20 protein-coding genes are annotated in these 21,571 nt (G+C 67.7%); 12 read left to right on the top strand and 8 right to left on the bottom strand.

What is annotated here, in order from left to right; genetic code table 11:
* Both UK23_RS25170 and UK23_RS25165 read right to left on the bottom strand, forming a co-directional pair.
* A partial coding sequence (locus UK23_RS25170; RefSeq protein WP_156213372.1) for a hypothetical protein occupies nt 1-502 on the bottom strand: 502 nt, incomplete at its 3' end.
* Between the two features lie 83 nt (nt 503-585).
* Nucleotides 586-1,512 (bottom strand): LuxR C-terminal-related transcriptional regulator, encoded by a 927-nt coding sequence (locus tag UK23_RS25165; protein WP_196777879.1) that lies wholly within the window; start codon nt 1,510-1,512, stop codon nt 586-588.
* A gap of 182 nt (nt 1,513-1,694) precedes the next feature.
* Here UK23_RS25165 and UK23_RS25160 point away from each other — a divergent pair, with 182 nt between their 5' ends.
* On the top strand, nt 1,695-3,485 hold the full coding sequence (locus UK23_RS25160; protein ID WP_196777878.1) for a S8 family peptidase: 1,791 nt from the start codon (nt 1,695-1,697) through the stop codon (nt 3,483-3,485).
* 81 nt (nt 3,486-3,566) lie between these two features.
* Entirely contained in the window at nt 3,567-4,673 is a 1,107-nt protein-coding gene (locus UK23_RS25155) for an acyl-CoA dehydrogenase family protein (protein ID WP_045314088.1), read from the top strand.
* Nucleotide 4,674: 1 nt separating this feature from the next.
* On the opposite strand, the gene UK23_RS25150 is transcribed toward UK23_RS25155, so the two are convergent.
* On the bottom strand, nt 4,675-5,853 hold the full coding sequence (locus tag UK23_RS25150; protein ID WP_196777877.1) for a glycosyltransferase: 1,179 nt from the start codon (nt 5,851-5,853) through the stop codon (nt 4,675-4,677).
* 159 nt (nt 5,854-6,012) lie between these two features.
* Between UK23_RS25150 and UK23_RS25145 the strand changes: the two genes are divergently transcribed.
* Nucleotides 6,013-6,756: a PIG-L family deacetylase gene (locus UK23_RS25145; protein WP_045314086.1), complete on the top strand. Its 744-nt coding sequence runs from the start codon at nt 6,013-6,015 to the stop codon at nt 6,754-6,756.
* A 61-nt stretch (nt 6,757-6,817) separates the two neighbouring features.
* Here UK23_RS25145 and UK23_RS25140 read toward each other — a convergent pair whose 3' ends face one another.
* Together UK23_RS25140 and UK23_RS25135 are read right to left on the bottom strand one after the other, a co-directional pair.
* On the bottom strand, nt 6,818-7,426 hold the full coding sequence (locus tag UK23_RS25140) for an LPXTG cell wall anchor domain-containing protein (protein ID WP_156213371.1): 609 nt from the start codon (nt 7,424-7,426) through the stop codon (nt 6,818-6,820).
* Nucleotides 7,427-7,558: 132 nt separating this feature from the next.
* Nucleotides 7,559-10,429 carry a DEAD/DEAH box helicase gene (locus tag UK23_RS25135; protein ID WP_045314084.1) on the bottom strand — a complete coding sequence of 957 codons (2,871 nt, stop codon included), beginning with the start codon at nt 10,427-10,429 and terminating at the stop codon, nt 7,559-7,561.
* Nucleotides 10,430-10,486: 57 nt separating this feature from the next.
* On the opposite strand from UK23_RS25135, the gene UK23_RS25130 reads away from it, so the two are divergent.
* Entirely contained in the window at nt 10,487-11,173 is a 687-nt protein-coding gene (locus tag UK23_RS25130) for a heparin lyase I family protein (protein ID WP_045314083.1), read from the top strand.
* A 100-nt stretch (nt 11,174-11,273) separates the two neighbouring features.
* On the opposite strand, the gene UK23_RS25125 is transcribed toward UK23_RS25130, so the two are convergent.
* Nucleotides 11,274-11,936, bottom strand: coding sequence for a Ku protein (locus tag UK23_RS25125; protein ID WP_045314098.1), 663 nt, complete (start codon nt 11,934-11,936; stop codon nt 11,274-11,276).
* 94 nt (nt 11,937-12,030) lie between these two features.
* Nucleotides 12,031-13,416, bottom strand: a complete 1,386-nt coding sequence (locus UK23_RS25120; protein ID WP_045314082.1) for an SDR family oxidoreductase — start codon at nt 13,414-13,416, stop codon at nt 12,031-12,033.
* Between the two features lie 36 nt (nt 13,417-13,452).
* Here UK23_RS25120 and UK23_RS25115 point away from each other — a divergent pair, with 36 nt between their 5' ends.
* The 4 genes from UK23_RS25115 to UK23_RS25105 all read left to right on the top strand — a co-directional run bounded on the left by UK23_RS25115 (nt 13,453) and on the right by UK23_RS25105 (nt 16,065).
* Nucleotides 13,453-14,172 (top strand): haloacid dehalogenase-like hydrolase, encoded by a 720-nt coding sequence (locus UK23_RS25115; protein ID WP_082114959.1) that lies wholly within the window; start codon nt 13,453-13,455, stop codon nt 14,170-14,172.
* The gene (locus tag UK23_RS52910) at nt 14,169-14,327 is read left to right on the top strand and encodes a hypothetical protein (protein ID WP_196777876.1); all 159 of its coding nucleotides are present in this window, start codon (nt 14,169-14,171) and stop codon (nt 14,325-14,327) included. Before UK23_RS25115 ends, UK23_RS52910 begins: the two co-directional genes overlap by 4 nt.
* Nucleotides 14,328-14,449: 122 nt before the next feature.
* Nucleotides 14,450-15,652, top strand: a complete 1,203-nt coding sequence (locus UK23_RS25110; RefSeq protein WP_045314097.1) for a DUF4231 domain-containing protein — start codon at nt 14,450-14,452, stop codon at nt 15,650-15,652.
* On the top strand, nt 15,649-16,065 hold the full coding sequence (locus UK23_RS25105; protein WP_045314080.1) for an SLATT domain-containing protein: 417 nt from the start codon (nt 15,649-15,651) through the stop codon (nt 16,063-16,065). The genes UK23_RS25110 and UK23_RS25105 overlap by 4 nt, the downstream gene beginning before the upstream one ends.
* 291 nt (nt 16,066-16,356) lie before the next feature.
* Here UK23_RS25105 and UK23_RS25100 read toward each other — a convergent pair whose 3' ends face one another.
* A complete protein-coding gene (locus tag UK23_RS25100) occupies nt 16,357-17,040 on the bottom strand; it encodes a DUF2306 domain-containing protein (protein ID WP_052685015.1) in 684 nt (227 codons plus the stop codon).
* Between the two features lie 90 nt (nt 17,041-17,130).
* Here UK23_RS25100 and UK23_RS25095 point away from each other — a divergent pair, with 90 nt between their 5' ends.
* The 4 genes from UK23_RS25095 to UK23_RS25080 all read left to right on the top strand — a co-directional run bounded on the left by UK23_RS25095 (nt 17,131) and on the right by UK23_RS25080 (nt 21,238).
* Nucleotides 17,131-17,346 carry an RNA-binding S4 domain-containing protein gene (locus UK23_RS25095; protein WP_196777875.1) on the top strand — a complete coding sequence of 72 codons (216 nt, stop codon included), beginning with the start codon at nt 17,131-17,133 and terminating at the stop codon, nt 17,344-17,346.
* A 377-nt stretch (nt 17,347-17,723) separates the two neighbouring features.
* Nucleotides 17,724-19,217: a sugar transferase gene (locus UK23_RS25090; protein ID WP_082114957.1), complete on the top strand. Its 1,494-nt coding sequence runs from the start codon at nt 17,724-17,726 to the stop codon at nt 19,215-19,217.
* Between the two features lie 14 nt (nt 19,218-19,231).
* Nucleotides 19,232-20,254: a Gfo/Idh/MocA family protein gene (locus tag UK23_RS25085; protein WP_231114662.1), complete on the top strand. Its 1,023-nt coding sequence runs from the start codon at nt 19,232-19,234 to the stop codon at nt 20,252-20,254.
* Nucleotides 20,255-21,238, top strand: coding sequence for an NAD-dependent epimerase/dehydratase family protein (locus UK23_RS25080; RefSeq protein WP_045314077.1), 984 nt, complete (start codon nt 20,255-20,257; stop codon nt 21,236-21,238).
* Nucleotides 21,239-21,571 lie beyond the last annotated feature (333 nt).

The following is a 21,571-nucleotide window of genomic DNA, read 5'->3' as shown; positions in this document are numbered from 1 at the left end:
GCGTCCAGCTCTGGACCCAGACGACCTCACCGTTCGGGCGGAAGTTGCGGGCCTCCACGATGCCGAACCGGTCGTCCTTCGCGAAGACGGTCACGCCGCCGCGGTGGTCGCCGACGGTCTTGGTGCAGGTGATGGTCTCGCAGTACTCCTTCGGCGACGACTTGAGGAAGCCCGGCGCGTTGACCTGCGTGTACGTGTTGACCTTCTGGCCCTGGTAGGTGAAGGTCACCGAGTTGCCCATGTACTGCATGTCGTCGAACACGCCCTCGGCCTCGCCGCCCCAGTTGCCGGTCGCGACGTCCTTGGCGCCGTGGAAGGCACGCGGGAACGCCTTCTTCTGGTGCGCGGAGAACTCGTCGGCCTGCTTCTGCAGCTCCGCCTTGGTCTTGTGGACCGGAGTGACGTCCTTCGGCGGCCACGTCAGCTCGGACTGTGCGGACGCGGTGCCCGCGATTCCGAGGAGTGCGAGGCCCGTCAGGGCAGCCGTCATCACGTTGCGCATGCGCATGTATCCCCCTGGTGATGTGTGCTTGCAACCATCAAGACGCCGCAAGATCACCTGAGGTTGCACCCGAGTTTTCGCGGTCAGAGCCAGCCTCGTCGCATCGCCTGCACTCCGGCCTGGAACCGGGTCTGCGCGCCGCAGCGGTCCATCAGCTGGCGCACCCGTCGTTGCACGGTCCGGGGTGCCAGCCCCAGCTGCCGTGCGATCGACTCGTCCGTCAGCCCGGCCGCGAGCAGTCCCAGCAGGTTCGGGTCCACATCGGCCGCCGCCGCGTAGATCCCGCCTGGACTGAACGGGATTCCCTTGTCCCAGTACAGCTCGAACGTCGAGCGCAGCACGTCCAGCAAGGCGGACGGCCGGATCAGCAGCACCTTGTCGACCACGTCGCCGTTCGCGACGGGCAGCACCGCGGCGTGCGCGTCGATCACGGCGAGCTTGAACGGCAGCGTCGGCGTGACGCGCGCCCGTTCACCCGCCGCGACCAGTTCGATGATCTCGGTGACCCGGCCGGGAAGGTCCACAGCGGACCGGTCGTAGACCACACGCCACTGCACGTCGCGTTGCCGCGTCTCGTCTTCCAGCGCGACGTGCTCGCCCAGCGGCGTCACGTACGGCGGCTGGTCGAGCACGCAGATCTCGTCGCGCGCGCCGTTGAGCAGCGTGTGCCACAGCTCTCGCACCGCGCCGACGCCGGTGACCGTCTCGACGAACGCGTTGTCGGCCTGCTCCTCGTCGCGGTTGCGCAGGTAGAGCTCCATCAACGGGCCGACGTCCGCGCGGGCCCGGCGGTTCTGCTCCTCGCGGGCCGCGATGAGCGCCTCGACGGCGAGATCGGGCGCGACGGCCTGCCAGACGTCGCCTGGCAGGTACCGGACGATGCCGAGCTGTCGCATTTGTGCCAGCAGGTCCGGTGCGACGCCGATCTCGTCCGTGGTGCGGCTACCTCCCGTTACCAGAAGCTCGTAAACGGCCGTTAGCTCCGGCGCGACGCCCAAGTGTCCGAACACGACCACATTGTGCGCCATTCAGCGCAGTGGACCTGTCGTGAACACGTCAGTGTCGCTATTCGGACTCCGCTAGACCTGTTTTCGCAGGTGTGACCCGGCTTACGGTCCCGTCACCTCCGCAGCCGGTTCAGAACACTGACGCCCTCAACGGCACGCGAAGGCCCTGCGTGGAAGGACCTCACGTGAACGGATTGCGACGCACGAGCGTGTGCGCCGCGGCAGTCTCCGCCGCCGTGCTCAGCGTTATCTCACCAGCTAACGCTGCTCCTGCCCCGGTCCAGTCCCAACCGGACTCGACCCAGGTGAACCGCCCGTTCGAACGGCTGATCGTCGGCTACAAGCCCGGCACCGCCGAAGCCTCGTCCGACACCGCTGCCTCGGACGATGTGAAGAGCAAGGGCAAGTCCGTGCACCGCCGCATGTCGAGCGGCGCGGTCGTCGTCGACCTCGGCTCGAAGACGGCCAACGCGGACTCGACGATCCAGGCGTTCAAGAGCGACCCCGATGTCGCTTATGTCGAGCCGGACCTGCTGATGCAGCCGTTCGCCGACCCGAACGACACCGAGTACTCCCGGCAGTGGGACCTGTTCGAGGCCACCGCGGGCATGAACGTGCCCGGCGCGTGGTCCAGCTCGACCGGCGCCGGCGTGACCGTCGCCGTGATCGACACCGGCTACGTGGCGCACAGCGATCTGGCGAGCAAGGTCGTCGCGGGGTACGACTTCGTCTCGGACGCCACTCGCGCCCGTGACGGTGGCGGCCGCGACAGCAACCCGTCCGACGAGGGCGACTGGATGAAGAAGGGCGACTGCGGCACCGACGCGCTCGGCCAGCCCGTCCCGCCCGCCGACCAGGGCTCGTCCTGGCACGGCACGCACGTCGCGGGCACGATCGCCGCGTCCACGAACAACAGCAAGGGCATCGCGGGCATCGCCTACGACGCCAAGATCCAGCCCGTCCGCGTGCTGGCGCAGTGCGGTGGCTCGACCTCGGACATCGCCGACGCGATCACCTGGGCGTCCGGCGGCACCGTGAGCGGTGTGCCGGCCAACGCGACACCGGCCAAGGTCATCAACATGTCGCTGGGCGGTCAGTCGTCCTGCTCGACGACCTACCAGAACGCGATCAACGGCGCGATCAACCGCGGCACCACCGTCGTCGTGGCGGCCGGCAACTCGAACGCCAACGTCGCGAACTTCACCCCGGCGAACTGCTCGGGCGTCGTGACGGTCGCGGCTCTCGGCCGTGAGGGCAACAAGGCGTTCTACTCGAACTTCGGCACCCGCATCGACATCGCGGCGCCCGGCGGCGAGACCCGTCGCGGTACCGACACCCCCGGCACCATCACCACGCCGGAGAACGGCATCTGGTCCACGCTGAACACCGGTGCCACCACGCCGGGTGCGGAGACCTACAAGCCGTACCAGGGCACGTCGATGGCCGCTCCGCACATCGCGGGTCTCGCGGCGCTGCTGGTGGCGAAGAAGCCAACGCTGACGCCGGCTCAGGTCAAGGACCTCATCAAGACCAACTCACGCCCGATTCCCGGCACCTGCTCGGGTGGTTGTGGCGCTGGTCTGGCCGACGCGACCAAGGCCGTGAACGCCATCGACTCCACGCCGCCGCCGTCCGGTGGCCTGGAGAACACGACCGACGTCACGATCATCGACCGGGGCACCGTCGAGTCCTCGATCAGCTCGTCGGTGACGGGCAACGCGTCCTCGGCCACCAAGGTCGGCGTGGACATCGTCCACACCTACCGCGGTGACCTGGTGATCGACCTGATCGCGCCGGACGGCACCGCCTACCGGTTGAAGAACTCGTCCACTTCGGACAGTGCCGACAACGTGGTGGCGACCTACACGGTCAACGCCTCGTCCGAGGTCGCGGCGGGCACGTGGAAGCTGCGGGTCCAGGACGTGTACTCCGGTGACACCGGGTACATCAACTCCTGGAACCTGACCCTGCGATAGCTCCACGAGTTCGCCGAGGGGCGGTGCCTTCCTACCTGGGGGAGGCGCCGCCCTTTCACATGTTGTGCCAAGGTCGGAGACATGGTGTTCGACGACGTGCTCGCGGAGCTGGCACTGCGCAAGGCCGAGTTCCGCGAGCTGCGGTACGTGCCGCGGGACTTCATCGGCCGCCTCAAGGAGACGGGGATCTACCGGTCCGCGGCACCTGCCCGGTTCGGCGGGGAACCGTTGCCGCCCGCGGAGTTCCTGGGGTTGATCGAACGCATCTCGGTGGTCGACGGGTCCACCGGCTGGGTCGCGAGCTTCGCGTCCGCTCTTGTCTACCTGGCTGGATTGCCCGAGGAAACCCAGGCAGAGCTCTACCGCGACGGTCCCGACGTCGTCTTCGCAGGAGGCCTCTTCCCTGTCCAGCCCGCTGTTTCGACTGAACGCGGGTTCGTGGTCGACGGTCGTTGGAAGTACGCGAGTGGCTGCATGGGCGCGGACGTTCTCGGCGTCGGCATCCAGGGCGGTACCGAGGGCAAGCCCAGAGTCGCCGTGCTGCCGCCCTCGCAGGTCGAGATCGTGCGGGACTGGGACGTCGTCGGCATGGTCGGCACAGGTTCGTTCGACCTGGTCGTGCGCGGGGTCGAGGTGCCGCGGGAGTGGACGTTCGTCCGTGGCGGCGGATCGACGATCGACGAGCCGTTGTACCGCTATCCGGCCATCGCCTACGCGGCCCAGGTGCTGGCTGTGGTCGGCGCGGGCGTCGCACGGGCCGCGCTGGACCACGCGTTGTCGGCTGGTGCCGGGTACGCGGGAGTGACCGGCGCACCTCGGCTGGCCGACCGGCCCTACTACCGCGCGGAGGTCGCTTCGTGCGAGGCCGCGCTGCGTTCGGCGCGGGCGTGGTTCTACGAGCTCAGCCACGAGGTCTGGGACACCGTGGTCGCCGGGGATGACGTGAGTGACGAGCAGAACGCGCATTTGAGGCTCTCCGCGGCACATCTGGCCAGGACGTCGTCGGAGGTCGTCGGCAGGCTGGTGGAGGTGTCCGGCACGGCTGTGATCAACTCTGACCACCCGCTGCAGCTGCTGTTCGGTGACGCGCTCGTGCCGAAGCAGCACGCGTTCCTCGGTCCCGCGATCTACGACGCGGCCGGCGCGGTGCTCATGGGCCTGCCGCCCAGCACGCCTGGTTTCCGGTGAGTCACCGGGCGACGCTGAGCTTGCGGTTGCGGTGCACTATTCGTTCCAGATAGCCCGCGACCGCCCGGATCGGTGGCAGGCCGAGCATGTGCCGTTGGGCGCGTTTCACGGCGTGGTGGATCTCCGGGCTGGAGAGCGCTCTCCGGCACGCTTCGGCGACCGCGTGGGCTTCGAAGTCCTGCACCCGCACGCCCAGCTTGAGCTCACTGACGCGGTGCGCGTTGTGCATCTGGTCGTGCAACACGGGAAGCACTGCCACGGGCGTGCTGGCCCGCACGGCTTCGCGGATCGAGTTGTAGCCGCCGTGTGAGACGAGCAAGTCGGCTGTTTGCAACAACAACGCCTGCGGGAGTTGCTCGACCAGGTGCACGTGCCGCGCTGCCGGCGCCTCCACCGGGAGCCCGCCCGTCAGCACCACGGCCTCGCAGTCGACCGCGCAGAGGCCCGCCACGAGCGTTTCCAGGTGTGCCAAGGGGGAGTGGCGCAGAGCGAGGTCCGGGATGGCGTCGAAGTCGAAGAGCCGCAAGGCGGACTCGGTCGCGAACACGCCGCCGGACGTGCTGGTGGAGGCGACGACGAGCGGCTTGCCCGGATCGAGGTCCGCGAGCCACTGCGGGAGACGGTCGGCGGTGCTGTGGTGCGAGGGTTGCTGGTAGGCGAACGCGGGCGGCATCGGCTGGCGGGCGAAGGAGTAGCCAGGCGGGACCGCGTCCAGCCGGCCGTACCGGTGCGCCGAGTCGAGGGATTCGTGCCGCGGCAGGCGGAGTTCCGCGCGGCGCTCGTTCAGGGCGTTCAGCAGGGTGAGCCGGTCCATGTACTGCCCGACGCCCGTGGGTGCGGCGACGTGGGGGACGCCGAGTCGTTCCGCGACGAGCATTCCGGCGAACTCGATCCCGTCGCGCAGCACGAGGTCTGGCCGGAAGTCCGCTGCTACCGGTAGGAGTACCTGGACTGCCCCGTTGATGTGCGGGCCCGCGGCGAACTCGACGATCATCTCGTCGGCGAACGGGTCGTAGTCCGGTGGGAGCGAGAGCATCTCGCCCTGCAACAGGTCCACGAGCTGGTCGCAGACTTCCGGCAGCGCAGCGGTGGTCCTGGCCGGCTGGTTGGTGAAGCCGGTCAGGACGGACGCCGGGCCCGCCACCAGCACCTCGTGACCTTGCTCTGTGAGCGTCGTCACAAGAGGGAGGAGAGCCCGTGCGTGAGCAGCCGAGAACGCGACTGTGCACAGCACGCGCACGACAAACCTCCCCTGCGGCCTAGGGTGCCGGGCCCACGTTAAGGAGTGGTGCGGGCACGGCGGAATTGGCAAGTTCCACTCGCGGGTAACGTCGCGGACATGGCCACACTGGTGACTTTCCACGCGCATCCCGACGACGAGTGCATCCTCACCGGAGGCGTGATGCGCAAGGCGTTCGAGGAGGGACACCGGGTCGTGCTCGTCGTCGCGACCCGCGGCGAGGTCGGCGAGATCCCGGACTTCCTGTCACCCGGCGAGGAGCTCTGGCAACGCCGGGTGGAGGAGACGTACGCGGCGGCGGATCTCCTGGGCGTGGCGCGCGTGGAGTTCCTGGGATACCTGGACTCCGGGATGATGGGCGACTCGTCGAACTCGCGGCCGGGCTCGTTCTGGACGGCCGATGTCGAGGAGGCGGCGTCGAAACTCGCCGCCCTGCTGGCGGAAGAGGACGCTGCCGCTCTCACGATCTACGACCGCTTCGGCGGATACGGCCACCCGGACCACATCCAGGTGCACCGGGTGGGTCTGCGCGCCGCGGAGATCGCCGGAACGCCGGTGTACCAGGCGAAGGTGAAGGGGTCCGACTTCCGGGAGGCGTTCCGCCGCGCCGAGATGGATCCGCCGCCGGTGCGGGAGGGCGCCGTGCCGGACTCGGAGATCACCGCTGGTGTGGACGTCTCGAAGTACCTGGACGTGAAGCGGGCGGCGATGCGCGCGCACGCCTCGCAGATCACCGAGCAGTCGTTCTTCCTGTCGCTCGACGACGAGACGTTCGCGCTGCCGTTCGGCACCGAGTGGTTCATCCACCACGGCGCCGGTCCCGCGACTCCTCTGGGGCTGTAGCAACGAAAAACGGGGCCGGCCTCCTGGGGCCGCCCCCGATTTCCGTGGTAGCTCAGCTAGTTCACGCGCTGCGGCGACGGCGCAGGAACAGCAGGGTGCCGGCACCGGCGCCCACGAGACCCAGACCCGAGAGCAGCATCCACATCGGGGAGGCACCGGTCGCCGCGAGCGGCGGTTCCGGCGTGCTGCCACCGGGAGCGGGAGGCGTGACGGAGGACGAGGGCGCTTCCGTCGTGGTCTCCACCGGCGGCTTCGGCTGCTCAGGCTTCGGCGGCTGAGGCTGCTCGGGCTTCGGCGGCGTCTTGTCGCACACCTCGGTGGTGTACGTGAAGTGCTTGTCGTAGTTCCTGTTCTTCGACTTGTCGGTGTCGTAGGCCTTCACATCGATGGTGAAGGTGTGTGCGACCTTGCCGTCCAAGTCCTTCTTGTGCACGCTCCAGGTGGAGCCGAACTTCTCGGTGGGGACCAGGACCGTCTCACCGTCCGTGATCACAACCGTGTTCTTCTTCTCGGGCGCGAACTGCGTCAAGTTCACGTGGAGGACAGCGTCCTTCCCGTCGCACTTCGCCCACCCGTCAGCGGTGTGTGCGCTGGCCGGGGTGGCCATCGCCAGGGTGGCCAGTGCGGCGGTGGCCGTCACCGCGAGCGCGCCGAGAACTCTACTTGCCAACGGATGTCTCCTGCTCTGGTTGGTGCGAGGCGGATCGAGCACATTCAGATCCTTGATCACCCGACCGGGTGAACCGGGCCACGCTAGCAACACAGAGCGCTCAGAAGGTCACCGTATGACAACGGAGCGATGTCACCACGGATAGATCCTCATGTTTTCTGTTAGGCCGATGACGCCCGCCACCAGGCGCATCTGTTCCACGCCTCGGACATCGGCATCCAGCAGGCGTGGCGAGCAGATCATCACAGCGAGCGTCTGGGCACGGGAGAGTGCCACGTTCAATCTGTTACGTGACAAAAGAAAGTCCAGGCCACGCGGGAGGTCCACGGTGGACGACGACGTCATGGACATGATGACCGCGGGTGCTTCCTGTCCTTGGAAGCGGTCCACTGTGCCCACCCGCGTCTCGTCGAAACCCGCCTCTGCCAGGCGTCTCCGGATGACCCTGACCTGCAGGTTGTAGGGCGCGACCACCAGAACGTCCGCATCGGTCAGTTCGCGCGTTCTGCCGTTGTCCGTCCAAGTTCGACCCACGATCCGCCGCACGGTGTCCACCACGGCGTCGGCCTCCTCGGTCGACGACGTGATGTTGTGCCGGTGATCGACCTCGCGCAGGTAGATGCCGGGCTCGATGCCCTCAATGCTTCGGTTATGGGCAGTTTCGTGCGAATGGAGCAGTCCGGCGTACGACAGCTCCGACACCGGCTTGCAGACGGCCGGGTGCATGCGGCGCGTCTCCGCCAGGAAATAGCCCAAATGGTCAGGGATGACGTCCGCGTCACCGAGCAGGTGGCCGAGCGCGGAGGCATCCGAACCGGGTGGGTGCACTCCCTGCACGACCTGCGGCAGCTGCTGCGGATCTCCCAGCAGCACCAGGTTCTTCGCGGCGGTGGCCACGGCGACGGCATCGGCCAGGGCGAACTGGCCGGCCTCGTCGATGATCATCACGTCGAACGGCTGGGCCTTGATCACGGCGTTCGAGAACGTCCACGCCGTGCCGCCGACAAGATGTCCCTCGGGGTGCTCCTCACGCCAGCGGGCCAGCGCGCCGTTGTCCTTGGGCTGGTCCCAGGACAAGACAGCGTCATCTTCCTGTTTGGAAGGCTTTCCCTTGGGGCGTTTGGCCATGGGGATCGACGGGTCGACGGAGTTCATGACGTTCTCGACGGCTTTGTGGCTGTTCGACGTCACCGCGACCGTCTTGCCCTGGTCGATCAGGTGCTTCACCAGCTTGGTCGCGAGGTACGTCTTGCCGGCGCCGGGCGGTCCCTGCACGGCGAGCGTGCCGCCGTCGAGCTGGTCGACGGCCTTGATCACGGCCTGCACGACGTCCGGGTGCTGCGGCAACGGTCCCGGCGGCGTGCGCAGCAGCAGGTCGATGCCGGGATTGCGGGGGAGCAGCGGCAACAGGTGCACCGCCTGCTCGGCCAGCTCCGCCACGGCCTCGTCCTTCGGCGACGCCGGAACCGGGCTGCCCGGCAGCACCGCGATCGGCAGCTCGGCGTGCTCGGCGGAGTTGCTTTCGGTGACGACCAGTTCGTACGGGTTGTCGTCCGACACCACGGCATTCCGCGTGACGTTGCCGGGATACAACAGCCTGACCTGCTCGTCCTTGCCGAACGGGTGCGGCCGCTCGGGGTCGATCCGCGCGTGCACCTGCCGTTTGTGCGTCCGGATCCGCCCACTCGGCGGCACCCAGTCCTCGGCCTTCAAGGTGATCGGCACGGCGCAGTTGGAGTCGGTCTCCAGGTCCGAGATCGGCGCACTGGCCTGCCGGAAGAAGTCACCCCACGCGGGACTTGCCTCTCGCCGGTGATAACCGACAGTCGCCGCGAACAAAGCATGCCCCTCGGCGAGCAACGGCTCGGTGAGCGCGGCCATCCGGCGCGCCCGTTCCGCGGCCTTCTCCAGTGCGGCCTCGTCGCGTTCTTCGCGAACCGCGGTCTCGATGCCGTGCTCGCGCTTGATCTTCTCGAGCAGATCCCGGACGCCTCTGGTCGGGATCTCGTCCTGCACCAACGGTTTCAGCGCAGGCAACGTGTACTCGCGAGTGGAGACCCGCAGCACTCGCCTGGTCAGCGCACCGAGGTCGACGCAGCGCCGCACCAGTTCGTCCACTTCGGACTCCTTGGTGGCGGTGAGCGCTGCGCGAGCGTGCAGGTCGTGCGGCGTGAAGTGGTAGACCGTGCCCACGGGCGTGCGGTCGACGAACTCCGCGAACGTGCCCTCCCAGCCGGGCGTGCGGAAGACATCCCCGTCGACCTCCAGGAACACGTCGTCCTCCGCCGGTTCGGGCAGGTGCTGCAACGCTTCCGGCGCGACGACCTCGTAGCTGGTGACGCCGGTCCGTTCCTGCCGCACCTGCAACCGCGCCTGCGCGGTCAGCGCCGTGAAGCTGGCGGGGGAGAGCGTGGCAGGCCGTTCCTCGGTCGCCGCGAGCGCGTCGATGGTTTCAATACCGGCCGAAACCAGCTTCCTCCGCTGATCCGCCCTGAGCCCGGCCACCAGCGACAGGTCACGGGCCTCTTCACGGCCAGAAGCGCAGTGACGGGCGAAGCGACACCCGGTGCACGCGGCCCGGAGCTCACCCCAGGACCGCTTCGGTGCGGGTGAGGGCTTCGCGAGCCGCGTCTTGAGCCGGCCCAGCAACGGCGTGAAGTCGGCGACCCGGAACGACGTGCGCTTTCCGTCGACGAGCAGGTGGGCACGCTCGGCCCCGGCAGCCTGCGCGGCCGCGGCGAGGTTCAGGATCGCGAGCGGCGTGGCTTCCTCCGCGTACGGCTCGTAGCCCGCGGGAGTGCGGATGAGGGTTGCTGAGCAGTGGAAAACGCCGTCGAAGAAGACGGCGCTCTCGATGATGTCCTGGCCCGCCCGCATCTCGGCGGCCGTTCGCGAGGCCGCCGCGTGCAGTTCGTCCGGATCGCCCTGCCGGTCGTTGCGGCCCAGGTAGCTGCGGTGCTCGCATTCGAGCAGGTCGACGAGGTCGGACGGGCTGGCGAGCATGGACAGTGATGCTAGTGTCCGAGCCGGCCGCCGCCTGGCACCCACGGAAGGCGTTTCATGCTCCCCCTGCTGATGGCGGCTCTGCTCGTGGCTCCCCCTCCCGGCGTCGACTTCCAGAACGAAGGCACGCTGAACGGCTGGGACTACCACTACACCCAGAAGGACGGCGTCATCCGCGACGTCACGAACGTGCATTACAAGGGGTCGACGGCCATCGAGGCCAAGCAGACCTACATCAACGAAACCGGTGGCTACCACTCGGAGACGATCGACCGCGGCGCCCAGTCGGTCGGTCAGGACCGCTACTACGGCCAGGCGGTCATGCTTCCGGCGAACTGGCAGTTCCACAACCAGAACGTGACGTTCCAGCAGTGGTCACCGGAAGATCCCGAAGGCCCGTGGCTGCTGATGTTCGTGCAGAACGACGAGATCCGGTACGGCGGCTCCGGCGGAATTTCGGGCACGGCCGGCAAGATCAAGCGCGGCGAGTGGACCAGGATCGTGACGCGGTTCAAGCTGGCGAAGGACGTTGGCAAGTTCGAGGTGTGGATCAACGGGCAGAAGGTCGTGTCGCGCACGCAGACCGTGCTTCCCAAGGCCTCGAAGACGATGCGGTGGTCGTCCGGCATCTACTGCACGGCCTGGCGCAACGGGAAGCCCGCCGGCCAGTCGACGCTCTCGATCTACCACGACCACCACCGGGTGGCGACGAGCTACGCCCTGGCCGAGCCCGCCAAGTGGTAGTCGCAACTCGTGTTCGGAGCGAAAGGCACCTACGTACGAACTAGCGGTACCGACGTGCCTTTCGCGCTGTAACGACAGGACTTGCGGACGGTGGAGGGCACTAGACGTTGGCCTCGACGAGTTGCAGCAGGGCTTCGTGGTTGGTGTTCGGGTAGTCGTGCGGCTTGAACGGCCGGGTCTGCGCGCGCACCAACGCCGCCGCCGCGGCCAGTTCGCCCGTGCGGACCTCGGTGTCGCGGTGCAGGAACGCGAAGTGCGGCTCGCGCACCTCGTCGGGCCACAGCAGCGTGTGCAGGACGATCACCCCGTGCTGGGGTCTCATCGCCGCCAGGGTTTCCTTGCCGCGCAAGCCGAACTTCACGATCGCGGCGGTCTTGGTGCGTTCCAGCGTCTCCCGCAGCAACACGTACGAGCGGACCGAGAGCTCGTCCGGGTCGACGTAGTAGCTGCGGTGCAACGCGATCGGGTCCAGGTCGCTGACCGGCGCGAACTGCTGGACGTCGATCACGCCGTCCTCGGGTGCGGGCAGCGAGTGCGGGTCGATCTGGACGATTCGGCCGTCGTCCAGTTCATAGCCGCGGCCGATGTCGTCCGGGGTGAGGCGCATAGAGCACTCGCCGCACACCTGCTGGTGCCGGACGCGGCCGCTGTCCTCGCGGTGCACCAGGTGCACCCTGCCGCGGTGTTCCGTCGACGCGGACACCAGCCGCACCGTCATCGTCGTCATGCCGAACCGAAGTGCGCCCCGCCACACAGTTCTCATGACAAATGGGTACTCGAACACACGGTCGAATAGACCTGTCCCGTGACGAAAGGGCTCGTTCGGGTGCGTCCGACGGGTACCTCGGACGCGTGCGTCACCAGTTGGACGGCGCGTAGTCCTTCAGGAAGCAGCCGTAGACGTCCTCGCCCGCCTCGCCGCGCACGATCGGGTCGTACACGCGGGCGGCCCCGTCGACCAGGTCCAACGGCGCGTGGAAGCCCTCGTCGGCCAGCCGCATCTTCATCGGGTGCGGCCGCTCGTCGGTGATCCAGCCGGTGTCGACGGCGGTCATCAGGATGCCGTCGGTCTGCAGCATCTCCTCGGCGCTGGTGCGCGTCAACATGTTCAGCGCGGCCTTGGCCATGTTCGTGTGCGGGTGCCCGGAACCCTTGTAGGCGCGGGAGAACTGACCCTCCATCGCGGACACGTTCACCACGTACTTGCGCCGGAACGAGCTCTTCGCCATGGATGCGCGCAGCCGCGAGATGAGCAGGAACGGCGCGGTCGAGTTGCACAGCTGCACTTCCAGCAGCTCCACCGGATCGACCTCGTCGACGTTCTGGATCCACGAGTTGGTCGACGCCAGATCCGGTACCAGGCCGCCCGCGTCGATGTCCTTCGAGCCCGCCATCAACGCGAGCGTCGTCACCGAGTGCGCCTCGGGCACGGCGGTGCCGGGCAACGCCAGCTGGCCGTGGCCGCCGAACGAGATCAGCTCGGGGCGCTTGGCGTCCCCGGTCAACGCCTCGTGCTCGGCGGCCGCCAGGGGTGCGTAAGCGTTGGAAGACCGGCGCACGGTCTGCGCGGCGTTGTTGATCAGAACGTCCAGCGGGCCGCGCAGTGCCACCTCGTCGGCCAGCGCCAGCACCTGGGCCGGGTCGCGCAGGTCGATGCCCACGATCTTGAGCCGGTCGATCCACTCGGCGGAGTCGGGCATCGAGGCGAACCGGCGGGCCGCGTCCTTGGGGAACCGCGTGGTGATCGTGGTGTGCGCGCCATCACGGAGCAGCCGCAGCGCGATGTACATGCCGATCTTCGCGCGGCCACCGGTCAGCAGCGCGTTGCGGCCGGTCAGGTCCGTGCGCGCGTCCCGCTTGCCGTGGTTGAACGCGGCGCAGGACGGGCAGAGGTTGTGGTAGAAGGCGTCTACCTCGACAAACCGCTTGCGGCACGTGTAGCAGGACCGCGCGCGCAGCAGAGTGCCCGCCGTCGCGCCTTGAGCGTTCGACACGAGCGGAAGGCCCTGCGTCTCGTCGTCGATGCGGTCCGGCGACCCGGTGGCGGTCAGCGCCGTGACGGCCCGGTCGTTGGCCGTGATGGCGGCCTTGCGCTCGGACTTACGGAACTTCTTCGCGGCCTTGAAGATCTTCGCGGTGGCCCGGCGGACGCGCACCGCGTCGTCGTGCTCGGCGGGCAGGTCCTCGACCTGGGCAAGCACGCGCAGGCAGACTTCCAGCTCTGCGGGGTCGATCGAGGTCATGAACAGGCATTTTACGGGTTGAGGGGTGGTGGTCCGGTGACCGGGCCGGAACTGCTGGTGTTGTGGGACATCGACGGCACGCTCATCGCCGGTCGCGGCTTCGGCGGCCTGATGTACCGGGAGGCGTTCCGGAGCGCGTTCGGCAGGGAGCTGAAAGGGCCCGTCGACCTGGGCGGACGCACCGAGCTGGACGTCATCGCGGAGATCCTCCGCCGGCACGAGATCGAGCACACGGAACAGACCTCACAACTGCTCGCCGACGCGCTGGCGAGCTCCTTCGAGAGTCGCCGCGCCGACTTCCCCGACCACAGCGACCTGCTGCCTGGTGCGCTGCAGGCGTTGCAGCACTTCGCGGACGACCCGCGGGTGCACCAGGGTGTGCTGACGGCGAACCTGAAGAGCGTCGCGCGGATCAAGCTGGAGGAGTTCGGGCTCGCCCATCTCGTCGACTGGGACACCAGCGCGTTCGGCGACGACCACGCGGACCGGGCCGAGCTGGTGACGTTCGCGAGGAAGCGCGCGCAGCACGTCCGGGTCTTCACACCTGACGAGGTGGTGTTGATCGGCGACACGCCCCATGACGTGTATGCCGCGACCAAAGCAGGCGTCAGGGTTGTGGCCGTCGCCACAGGACGAAGCAGCACGCAGGACCTCCGCGATGCCGGAGCGGAGGCGGTGCTCGGCAGCCTGGCCGATCTCGGTGAGCTGACCTGGCAGGTGTGGGGGAGGGCGGCGCCGGGAAACCGCGAGGCATGAACCCCGAAGCACCCGACGCGGACGTGGCCGAGCAGCAGCGGGAGGTCGTGCCGCAGGAGCCTGTCGAGACGCCGGTCACGCCAATTGAGGCGGACCCGGCAGATGCCCTCGACCAGCAGCGCGAAGTCCCCGTGGACGACGAAGACCGGGTCTGAACGGCTCTGGTCTGGCATCGATCACGCCGTCTCGGGTGGGCGGGCGGAGGACACGAGGTGTGATGCCGAAGGGGCCCAACGGGCTCTGGTCTGCGGTCGATCACAGCGTTATCGTGCGCGGCATGCCCACTGCAGGCGGCCCGACAGTCAAACGGCTGTCCCAGCCGGACGCCGACATCAAACCCAAAGCCCTCGGCCTGCCCCGAGGCCGGACGGTGATCTCGGTCTTCGGCTCCACACAAGACATCGAGACGGATCTCGCCGCGAAGTTGTTGCCGGTGCTCAGATCCGTCGTGGTCACGGCGGCGCGCGACGGCGTGGTGTTCGTCACCGAAGGCACGGACAGAGGCGTGGTCCACTTGCTGGGCATGGCGTTGCAGGCGTGCGAGCAGCGCTGGCCCGTGGTGGTCGGCGTCGCGCCCAGCAGCAAGGTGCACGACCTCACCGAAAGCTCCACCAACGGTCAGGTCGCGCTGGAACCCAACCACAGCGTCGCCGTCATCGTCCCGGGTTCGGAGTGGACGGACGCGACACCGGTGCTGTTCCGCACGATCGAGGCCGTGCGGCACAAGAAGCCCGTGATCGCGCTCGTCGTCGGAGGCGAGAACGAGAAAGAGATCGTCGACCACCTGAGCGCGGACAACCCGCTCCTGGTGCTCGCCGGCACGGGTGGCCTCGCGGACCGCATCGCGACCGGTGACCTCACCGGCGATCTCGCGGTGCTGGTGCGCAGCGGCAAGATCTTCATCGTCCACGTCGACGAAGGCCCCGGTAAGACGGTCACCGCGCTGGAACGGTTGCTGGGCAAGGAGAAGCCCGTCAAGCCGCCGAAGATCTGGCCCAAGGTCCGGTACCGGGTCCAGGAACCGCGGCCGCTCGTCGACCCCGGGTTCGTCGTCGCGTACCCGATGCTCGCGGACGCCATCCACGACGCCAACAAGGTTGTCGCACCGGCGTTCCAGGAGCTCGACGCGGAAGCCGACGTCGAGCAGAACCGCTACCGGCTGATGGCCGTGCTGGCGATCGGCGGCGGACTCACCACAACGGTGTTCGGCGCGCTCCAGACGTGGCTCAAGGACACGCCGTGGCCCGGCGTTCTCGTGGTCGCGGGCGGGGCGTTCGCGGCCGCCATCACGATCGTGGCGCGCAAGCGGGAGTCGCTCGACAAGTACCTCACCGCGAGGTCCCGCGCGGAACGCCTGCGCGCCCTCTACTTCGCCCACCTGGCGTCCGTGGCGCCGGCGACGGAGGAAGAACGCCAGGACAAGGTGGCGGACCTGGAAGCCGCGGTCAGCGACCGCAAACACGAGGTGGTCAGGACGTGAGTGACAAGCAGCGGCAGGCCCAGTTCGTCGAGGCCTACCTGAGGCACCGGTTCCAGGACCGCCTGGACCACTTCGAACGCGCCCGCAAGCGCTACTCCGCCGCGCGCACGTGGACGGTCGCGATCGCGGCGGCACTCTTCATCGGCGCCGCGGCGGCGGCAGCGGTCGGAATGGCGGACGGGCCGCGCAGGGCGTTGTGGGGCTTCGCGGCCACCACGCTCGCGGCACTCGCCACCGCCTTTTCGCTCTACGAGGCCACGTTCGGCTTCAGAAGGCTCGCGCGGGAAAGCGCGACTACTTCTGTTGCGCTGCAACGGCTCGCGGTGGACGGGCCCACGCCGGACGATGTGGACGATGAAAGGCTCGTTGCATTTGTGACCGAAGTGGAGTCGGTGCTGCGGTACGGGCGGTGAAGCCAAATTCCTGGCAACAAACGATCAACTTTGCTGCCAGGAAAACGCTTTCGGAGGTTTGCTGAGCGGTTAACGCGCTGTGGGTGCCTGATTACGGAAAGCACTAGATCTGGTGTTTCGGGCACCCACTTGTCATGATGACCTCATCCCCCGATGCGGAAGCAGGCACGACATGACTTGGGCGCGTCCCGCGATCGCCGAGCCCGAAACCGGCACCTTCGCCGAGGCAAAGGCTCTGGAAAAGGAGCACAGCACGATTCAGAACAGCAAGGCGGCGCGCACCGTGGCCTGTCACGCCACGAACGCGCTGGACTGCGCTGACCTGCTCGAAATGCTGGGCCTCAACGCTGCGGAGGGCAAGGTCCGGGCATAGCCCCGGGACTGGATCCACCACTCGGCCACCAGCAGGTTCACCACGAACGACAGCCAGTTCGCGGTGGCGAAGACGACCAGCCCGTCCCCCGCGGGCATGAGTGAGCCGAGCAGCAGGCCCCACAAGCGGCCCGTCACGGCGGCGCCAGTGAGAGCGAAACCGCGGATCATCCAGATGCGGTGCTCGCCGAACTGGCGCCGCCGTGCCGTTCGCAGCCCCTGCACCGCGCTGACGAACCACAGCACGGACAGCACCGTCAGCGGCGCCGATGCGGCCAGGCCGTTCAGTGACAACTGAGCGCACACGACGCCCAGCAGTGACGACGGCAGCACGCCCGCGAAGTACACGCGACCCAGCACTCGGTGCACGCGCGGGTGCTTTGCGCGCAGACGTGGCCAGAACTGCGAAACACCCGCGAGGATCGCGACCGTTCCGGTGAAGATGTGCGCGACCAGCAGGCCGTAGTGGACCGGACCGTGCAAGTCCGGCCGCGCCTGGCTCATGTCCAATGTCACGTAGGCGCTCGCGGCGAAGATCGTTATCGCGGTGATGACCACACCGGACACCGCCAGCCAGGCGACGTAACCCCAGGAAGTTTTCATAAATGTAAGGCTGTCAACGACTTCACCCGAACGCGCTGGGGTAGGCACCCGAGCGAGCGGTGGGGTGCGCCCTACTGGGATGATGTGCTCATGCGGACGGTGGAGATCTCCGAAGAGCCGATCAGGCTAGGGCAGTTCCTCAAGCTGGCGGCACTGGCCGAGGACGGCGGGCACGCCAAGGAGCTGATCGAGGACGGGGAAGTGCACGTCAACGGCGCTGTGGAGGTGCGCAGGGGTGCACAGCTGCGGCACGGCGACGTCGTCGTTGTCCAGGGTGACGAGGTCCGCATTTCCGTTCGGCCGTAACACATTACTCCGTTCAGCGGTAAGTGCATGCATAAAGGCAGACGATCGAACTAGGGTCTGAAGACCTGTTCTGAACGAATCACCCGCGCCATACGTAACCATTATGTCCCTTGTGGACACGTGGAATCGTCTTGCGTCGCCACGGTTTCCAGACGGTGAGACGCGCGTCACGTCCGATATTCGGGCAGTGGGGAAACTTTTTTCCACAGCCTGTAACGCGGATGCCGGATGCGGCGAATCACCGGTTGCGAGCTTCTTCCGCCGAGCCCCAAAAGTGGCGTTGTCGAAGATCGTCGGAGATCGAAGATTCAAGGTCCTCGGGGTGACCTGCGTACGTGCACGTCCGGAATCGCCGCTGAGCCGGGGAGATCAGAACGATGAGTGAGCAGGTCCGCGCTGCCCGTGACGTCGACGGGCTGCGCTCCACGCTCCTTCCGCTGTCGGAACACAGACAGACGCACCCACCCGTCGCCCGCTGGGAGAGCCGCTACCGCTATGCCGTGATCACCGCGGACGTGCTGACCATTGCCCTGGTCGTCGTCGCCGTCGGTGCCGTCATGAGCATGCGCCACGCCGCGTTCGGCCCGCTTTCCCTTGCCCTGCTGGACATACTCACAGTAGTTGTCGTCGTCGGCTCGCTCGCGATCAACCGCGTGTGGACGCCGACCGTTCTCGGCCAGGGTGCCGAGGAGTTCCGAAGACTCGGCCGGGGGTTGTTCGGTGCCGTTGTGGCGCTCGGTCTCGGAGCGCTCGCCGTCGACATCCCCGGCGCCCGCCTGTGGGTCTTCGTCGTCGTCCCCGCGATCGCCCTGGTCGCCTTCCCGATGCGCTACGCCCTGCGCCGCCCGCTGCACCGCGGCCGCAAGGAAGGGCGCTTCCTGCTCTCCGTCCTCGCCGCCGGCAACCTGGACACGGTCGAGGACCTCATCGGCCGCACCAAGCGCGTGGCCCACCTCGGCTGGCGCGTGGACGCGATCTGCACGATCGACGGCCGCGGCCGCTCCGGCACCGACGTCGACGGCGTGCCCGTCGTCGGCCAGCTGCGCGAACTCGCCGAGCACGTCCGCCGCGGTGGTTACCGCATCGTCGCGGTCACACCTGATGCCTACTGGACGCCTCGCCGGCTGCAGCAGCTCGCCTGGGCCCTCGAAGGTTCCGGCGCGGAAATGGTCGTGTCGCCCGGTTTGATGGAAGTCGCCGGACCGCGCCTGCACATGAGCGCCGTGCTCGGCATGCCGTTGCTGCGCGTGAGTGAACCTGCACTGAGCGGCTTCCGCCGTCTGGTCAAGGACGTCGTCGACCGCGTGGGAGCGTTCGCGCTGCTGGTCGTGCTGGCGCCGTTGATGTTCGCGGTCGCCGCGTTCGTGATGATCGACAGCCGCGGTCCCGTGTTCTACCGCCAGAAGCGGGTCGGCAAGGGTGGCCAGCCGTTCACGATCATCAAGTTCCGCACCATGGTCACGAACGCCGACGCGTTGCGCACCAGGCTTTCCGCGGCGAACGAAGGCCACGGACTCCTCTTCAAGATGAAGAAGGACCCGCGCATCACCAAGGTCGGCACGTTCCTGCGCCGCTACTCGATCGACGAGCTACCGCAGCTGTTCAACGTCCTCGCGGGCACCATGTCGCTCGTCGGCCCCCGCCCGCCGCTGCCGGAGGAGACCGCGAAGTACTCCTCCGACGTCCGGCGCCGCCTGCTCGTCAAGCCGGGTCTGACCGGGTTGTGGCAGGTCAGCGGACGCAGCGACCTCTCGTGGGAGGAGTCGGTGCGGCTCGACCTGCGCTACGTCGAGGACTGGTCGCTCGCCCTGGACGCCGTGATCCTGTGGAAGACCTTCCGCGCCGTCTTCGGCGGCCACGGGGCCTACTGATGGAGAAGTCTCCTGTGATTGGAATTGCCGTCATCGGCGCGGGCTACTGGGGACCGAACCTGGTCCGCAACGCTCAGGCCACCCCTTCGTTGAAACTGCGCTACCTCTGCGACCTCGACGTCGAGAAGGCCGAGCGCGTGCTCGGCGAGTACTCGACCGTTCGGGCAACGTCGTCGCTGGACGAGGTGCTCGCCGACCCCGAGGTGCACGCGGTGGCGATCGCGACACCCGCCGCGACCCACCTGCCCGTCGCACTCGCGGCGCTGGAAGCGGGCAAGCACGTCCTGGTCGAGAAGCCGCTCGCCGCGAACCTCGAGGACGGCCTCAAGCTCGTCGAGGCCGCGGAGTCCCGCGGTCTCACGCTGATGCTCGACCACACCTTCGCCTACACCTCGGCCGTGCAGCACCTGCGCGGCATGATCCGCGGCGGCGAGCTCGGCGAGATCCAGTACATCGACTCGGTGCGCATCAACCTCGGTCTGGTGCAGCCGGACGTCGACGTGCTGTGGGACCTCGCGCCCCACGACCTGTCGATCTTCGAGGCGATCCTGCCCGACGACGTGCGGCCGGTGGAGGTCGCGGCACACGGCGCGGACCCGATCGGCGCCGGTGTCGCGTGCGTCGGCCATCTCACCGTGCGGCTGTCCAACGGGGCGATCACGCACGTGCACGTGAACTGGCTGTCGCCGACGAAGATTCGCACGATGGTCATCGGCGGTTCGCAGCGCACGGTGGTCTGGGACGACAACAATCCGGCGCAGCGACTGTCCATTTACGACCGCGGCGTCGACCGTTCCGAAGAACAGCAGAAGATCTCCTACCGCACCGGTGACATGGTCGCGCCGGCGCTGGTGGAACGCGAGGCGCTGCGCACGATGATGGCCGAGTTCGCCGCGTCCATCACGGAGAAGCGCCCGCCGCTCACGGACGGCCGCGCGGGTCTGCGCGTGCTGGCAGTGCTTGAGGCCGCGTCGGAGTCTTTGCGCTCCGGCGGAGTTTTCGTACCCGTTCACCAAATCGAAGGCAGGGTTCAGTAAATGACGGCACAACCGATCAGTGGCCAGCGCGCGCTCGTCACGGGCGGTGCGGGCACAATCGGGTCGTCCGTGGTGGACCAGCTCGTCGAGGCCGGTGCCTCCGAGGTCGTCGTGCTGGACAACTTCGTGCGCGGCCGCAGGGAGAACCTGAAGGGCGCGCTGGAGTCCGGTGTCGTCAAGATCGTCGACGGCGACATCAACGACAAGGCGCTCGTCCGCGAGCTGACCGAGGGCCAGGACCTCGTCTTCCACCTCGCCGCCATCCGCATCACCCAGTGCGCCGAGGAACCGCGGCTCGCGCTGGAGTGCCTGGTCGACGGCACGTTCACGGTCATCGAGGCCGCCGCGGCCGCCGGCGTCAAGAAGGTCATCGCGTCGTCGTCCGCGTCGGTGTACGGGCTCGCGGAGTCGTTCCCCACCAACGAACGGCACCACCCGTACAACAACGACACCTTCTACGGCGCCGCGAAGGCGTTCAACGAAGGCATGCTGCGCAGCTTCAAGGCGATGCACGACCTGGACTACGTGGCACTGCGGTATTTCAACGTATACGGCCCGCGGATGGACGTCCACGGTCTGTACACCGAGGTGCTGATCCGCTGGATGGAACGCATCGTCGACGGAAAGTCGCCGTTGATCTTCGGTGACGGTGCGCAGACGATGGACTTCGTGCACGTGCACGACATCGCCCGCGCGAACATCCTCGCCGCCAAGGCACCTGTGACGGACACGGTGTACAACATCGCGTCCTCCAAGGAGACCTCGCTCAAGGAGCTCGCCCTCGCGCTCCTTGCCGCCATGGACTCCGACCTGCCGCTGGAACACGGCCCCGAGCGCAAGGTCAACGGTGTCACGCGTCGCCTGGCCGACATCAGCGCCGCGGCGACGGACCTCGGCTGGAAGCCCGAGATCGAGATGGACGGTGGCCTGCGCGACCTCGTCAAGTGGTGGCGCGCGGAGAAGACGGCCGAGAAGACGGCCTGACTGTCCGAAATGGCGGCCTGACTGTGTGAAATCAGGCCGCCGCGTCCGTCTCATCCGGTCGCAATGGTTTGACCGACAGTGACAGAAACAACGGAAACCCTTGGGACCGTTGAACTTTTGGCCTAATCGATACCCCAAAACGTGTAACGAGGACTGGTCGCGCCCCGACGTCCCAATTGGAATGTCGTCGGCGCGCCCCGCCTCTGGGGAGATGCAGCGCGCGTCGCTCGGACGACGACCACATGGCTGGGGTCGCAGGAGCGGCGCGAGAGGAAGAAGACGACACATGACCGCCCCAAGGGGTTCGAGAGCCGGATCACACCCAATCCTGGC

It is taken from the genome of Lentzea aerocolonigenes (genome assembly GCF_000955955.1).
Classification (GTDB): Bacteria; Actinomycetota; Actinomycetes; order Mycobacteriales; family Pseudonocardiaceae; genus Lentzea; species Lentzea aerocolonigenes_A.
The sequence above is the reverse complement of the archived record's forward strand: the minus strand, read 5'-3'. Positions and strand labels throughout refer to the sequence as shown.

Bases quoted from the DNA above. Each gene is read 5' to 3' on its own strand.
- UK23_RS25155 (WP_045314088.1), top strand. From the start codon at position 3,567: ATGGTGTTCGACGACGTGCTCGCGGAGCTGGCACTGCGCAAGGCCGAG.
- UK23_RS25145 (WP_045314086.1), top strand. From the start codon at position 6,013: ATGGCCACACTGGTGACTTTCCACGCGCATCCCGACGACGAGTGCATC.
- UK23_RS25135 (WP_045314084.1), bottom strand. From the start codon at position 10,429: ATGCTCGCCAGCCCGTCCGACCTCGTCGACCTGCTCGAATGCGAGCAC.
- UK23_RS25130 (WP_045314083.1), top strand. From the start codon at position 10,487: ATGCTCCCCCTGCTGATGGCGGCTCTGCTCGTGGCTCCCCCTCCCGGC.
- UK23_RS25125 (WP_045314098.1), bottom strand. From the start codon at position 11,936: ATGAGAACTGTGTGGCGGGGCGCACTTCGGTTCGGCATGACGACGATG.
- UK23_RS25120 (WP_045314082.1), bottom strand. From the start codon at position 13,416: ATGACCTCGATCGACCCCGCAGAGCTGGAAGTCTGCCTGCGCGTGCTT.
- UK23_RS52910 (WP_196777876.1), top strand. From the start codon at position 14,169: ATGAACCCCGAAGCACCCGACGCGGACGTGGCCGAGCAGCAGCGGGAG.
- UK23_RS25110 (WP_045314097.1), top strand. From the start codon at position 14,450: ATGCCCACTGCAGGCGGCCCGACAGTCAAACGGCTGTCCCAGCCGGAC.
- UK23_RS25100 (WP_052685015.1), bottom strand. From the start codon at position 17,040: ATGAAAACTTCCTGGGGTTACGTCGCCTGGCTGGCGGTGTCCGGTGTG.
- UK23_RS25095 (WP_196777875.1), top strand. From the start codon at position 17,131: ATGCGGACGGTGGAGATCTCCGAAGAGCCGATCAGGCTAGGGCAGTTC.
- UK23_RS25090 (WP_082114957.1), top strand. From the start codon at position 17,724: ATGAGTGAGCAGGTCCGCGCTGCCCGTGACGTCGACGGGCTGCGCTCC.
- UK23_RS25080 (WP_045314077.1), top strand. From the start codon at position 20,255: ATGACGGCACAACCGATCAGTGGCCAGCGCGCGCTCGTCACGGGCGGT.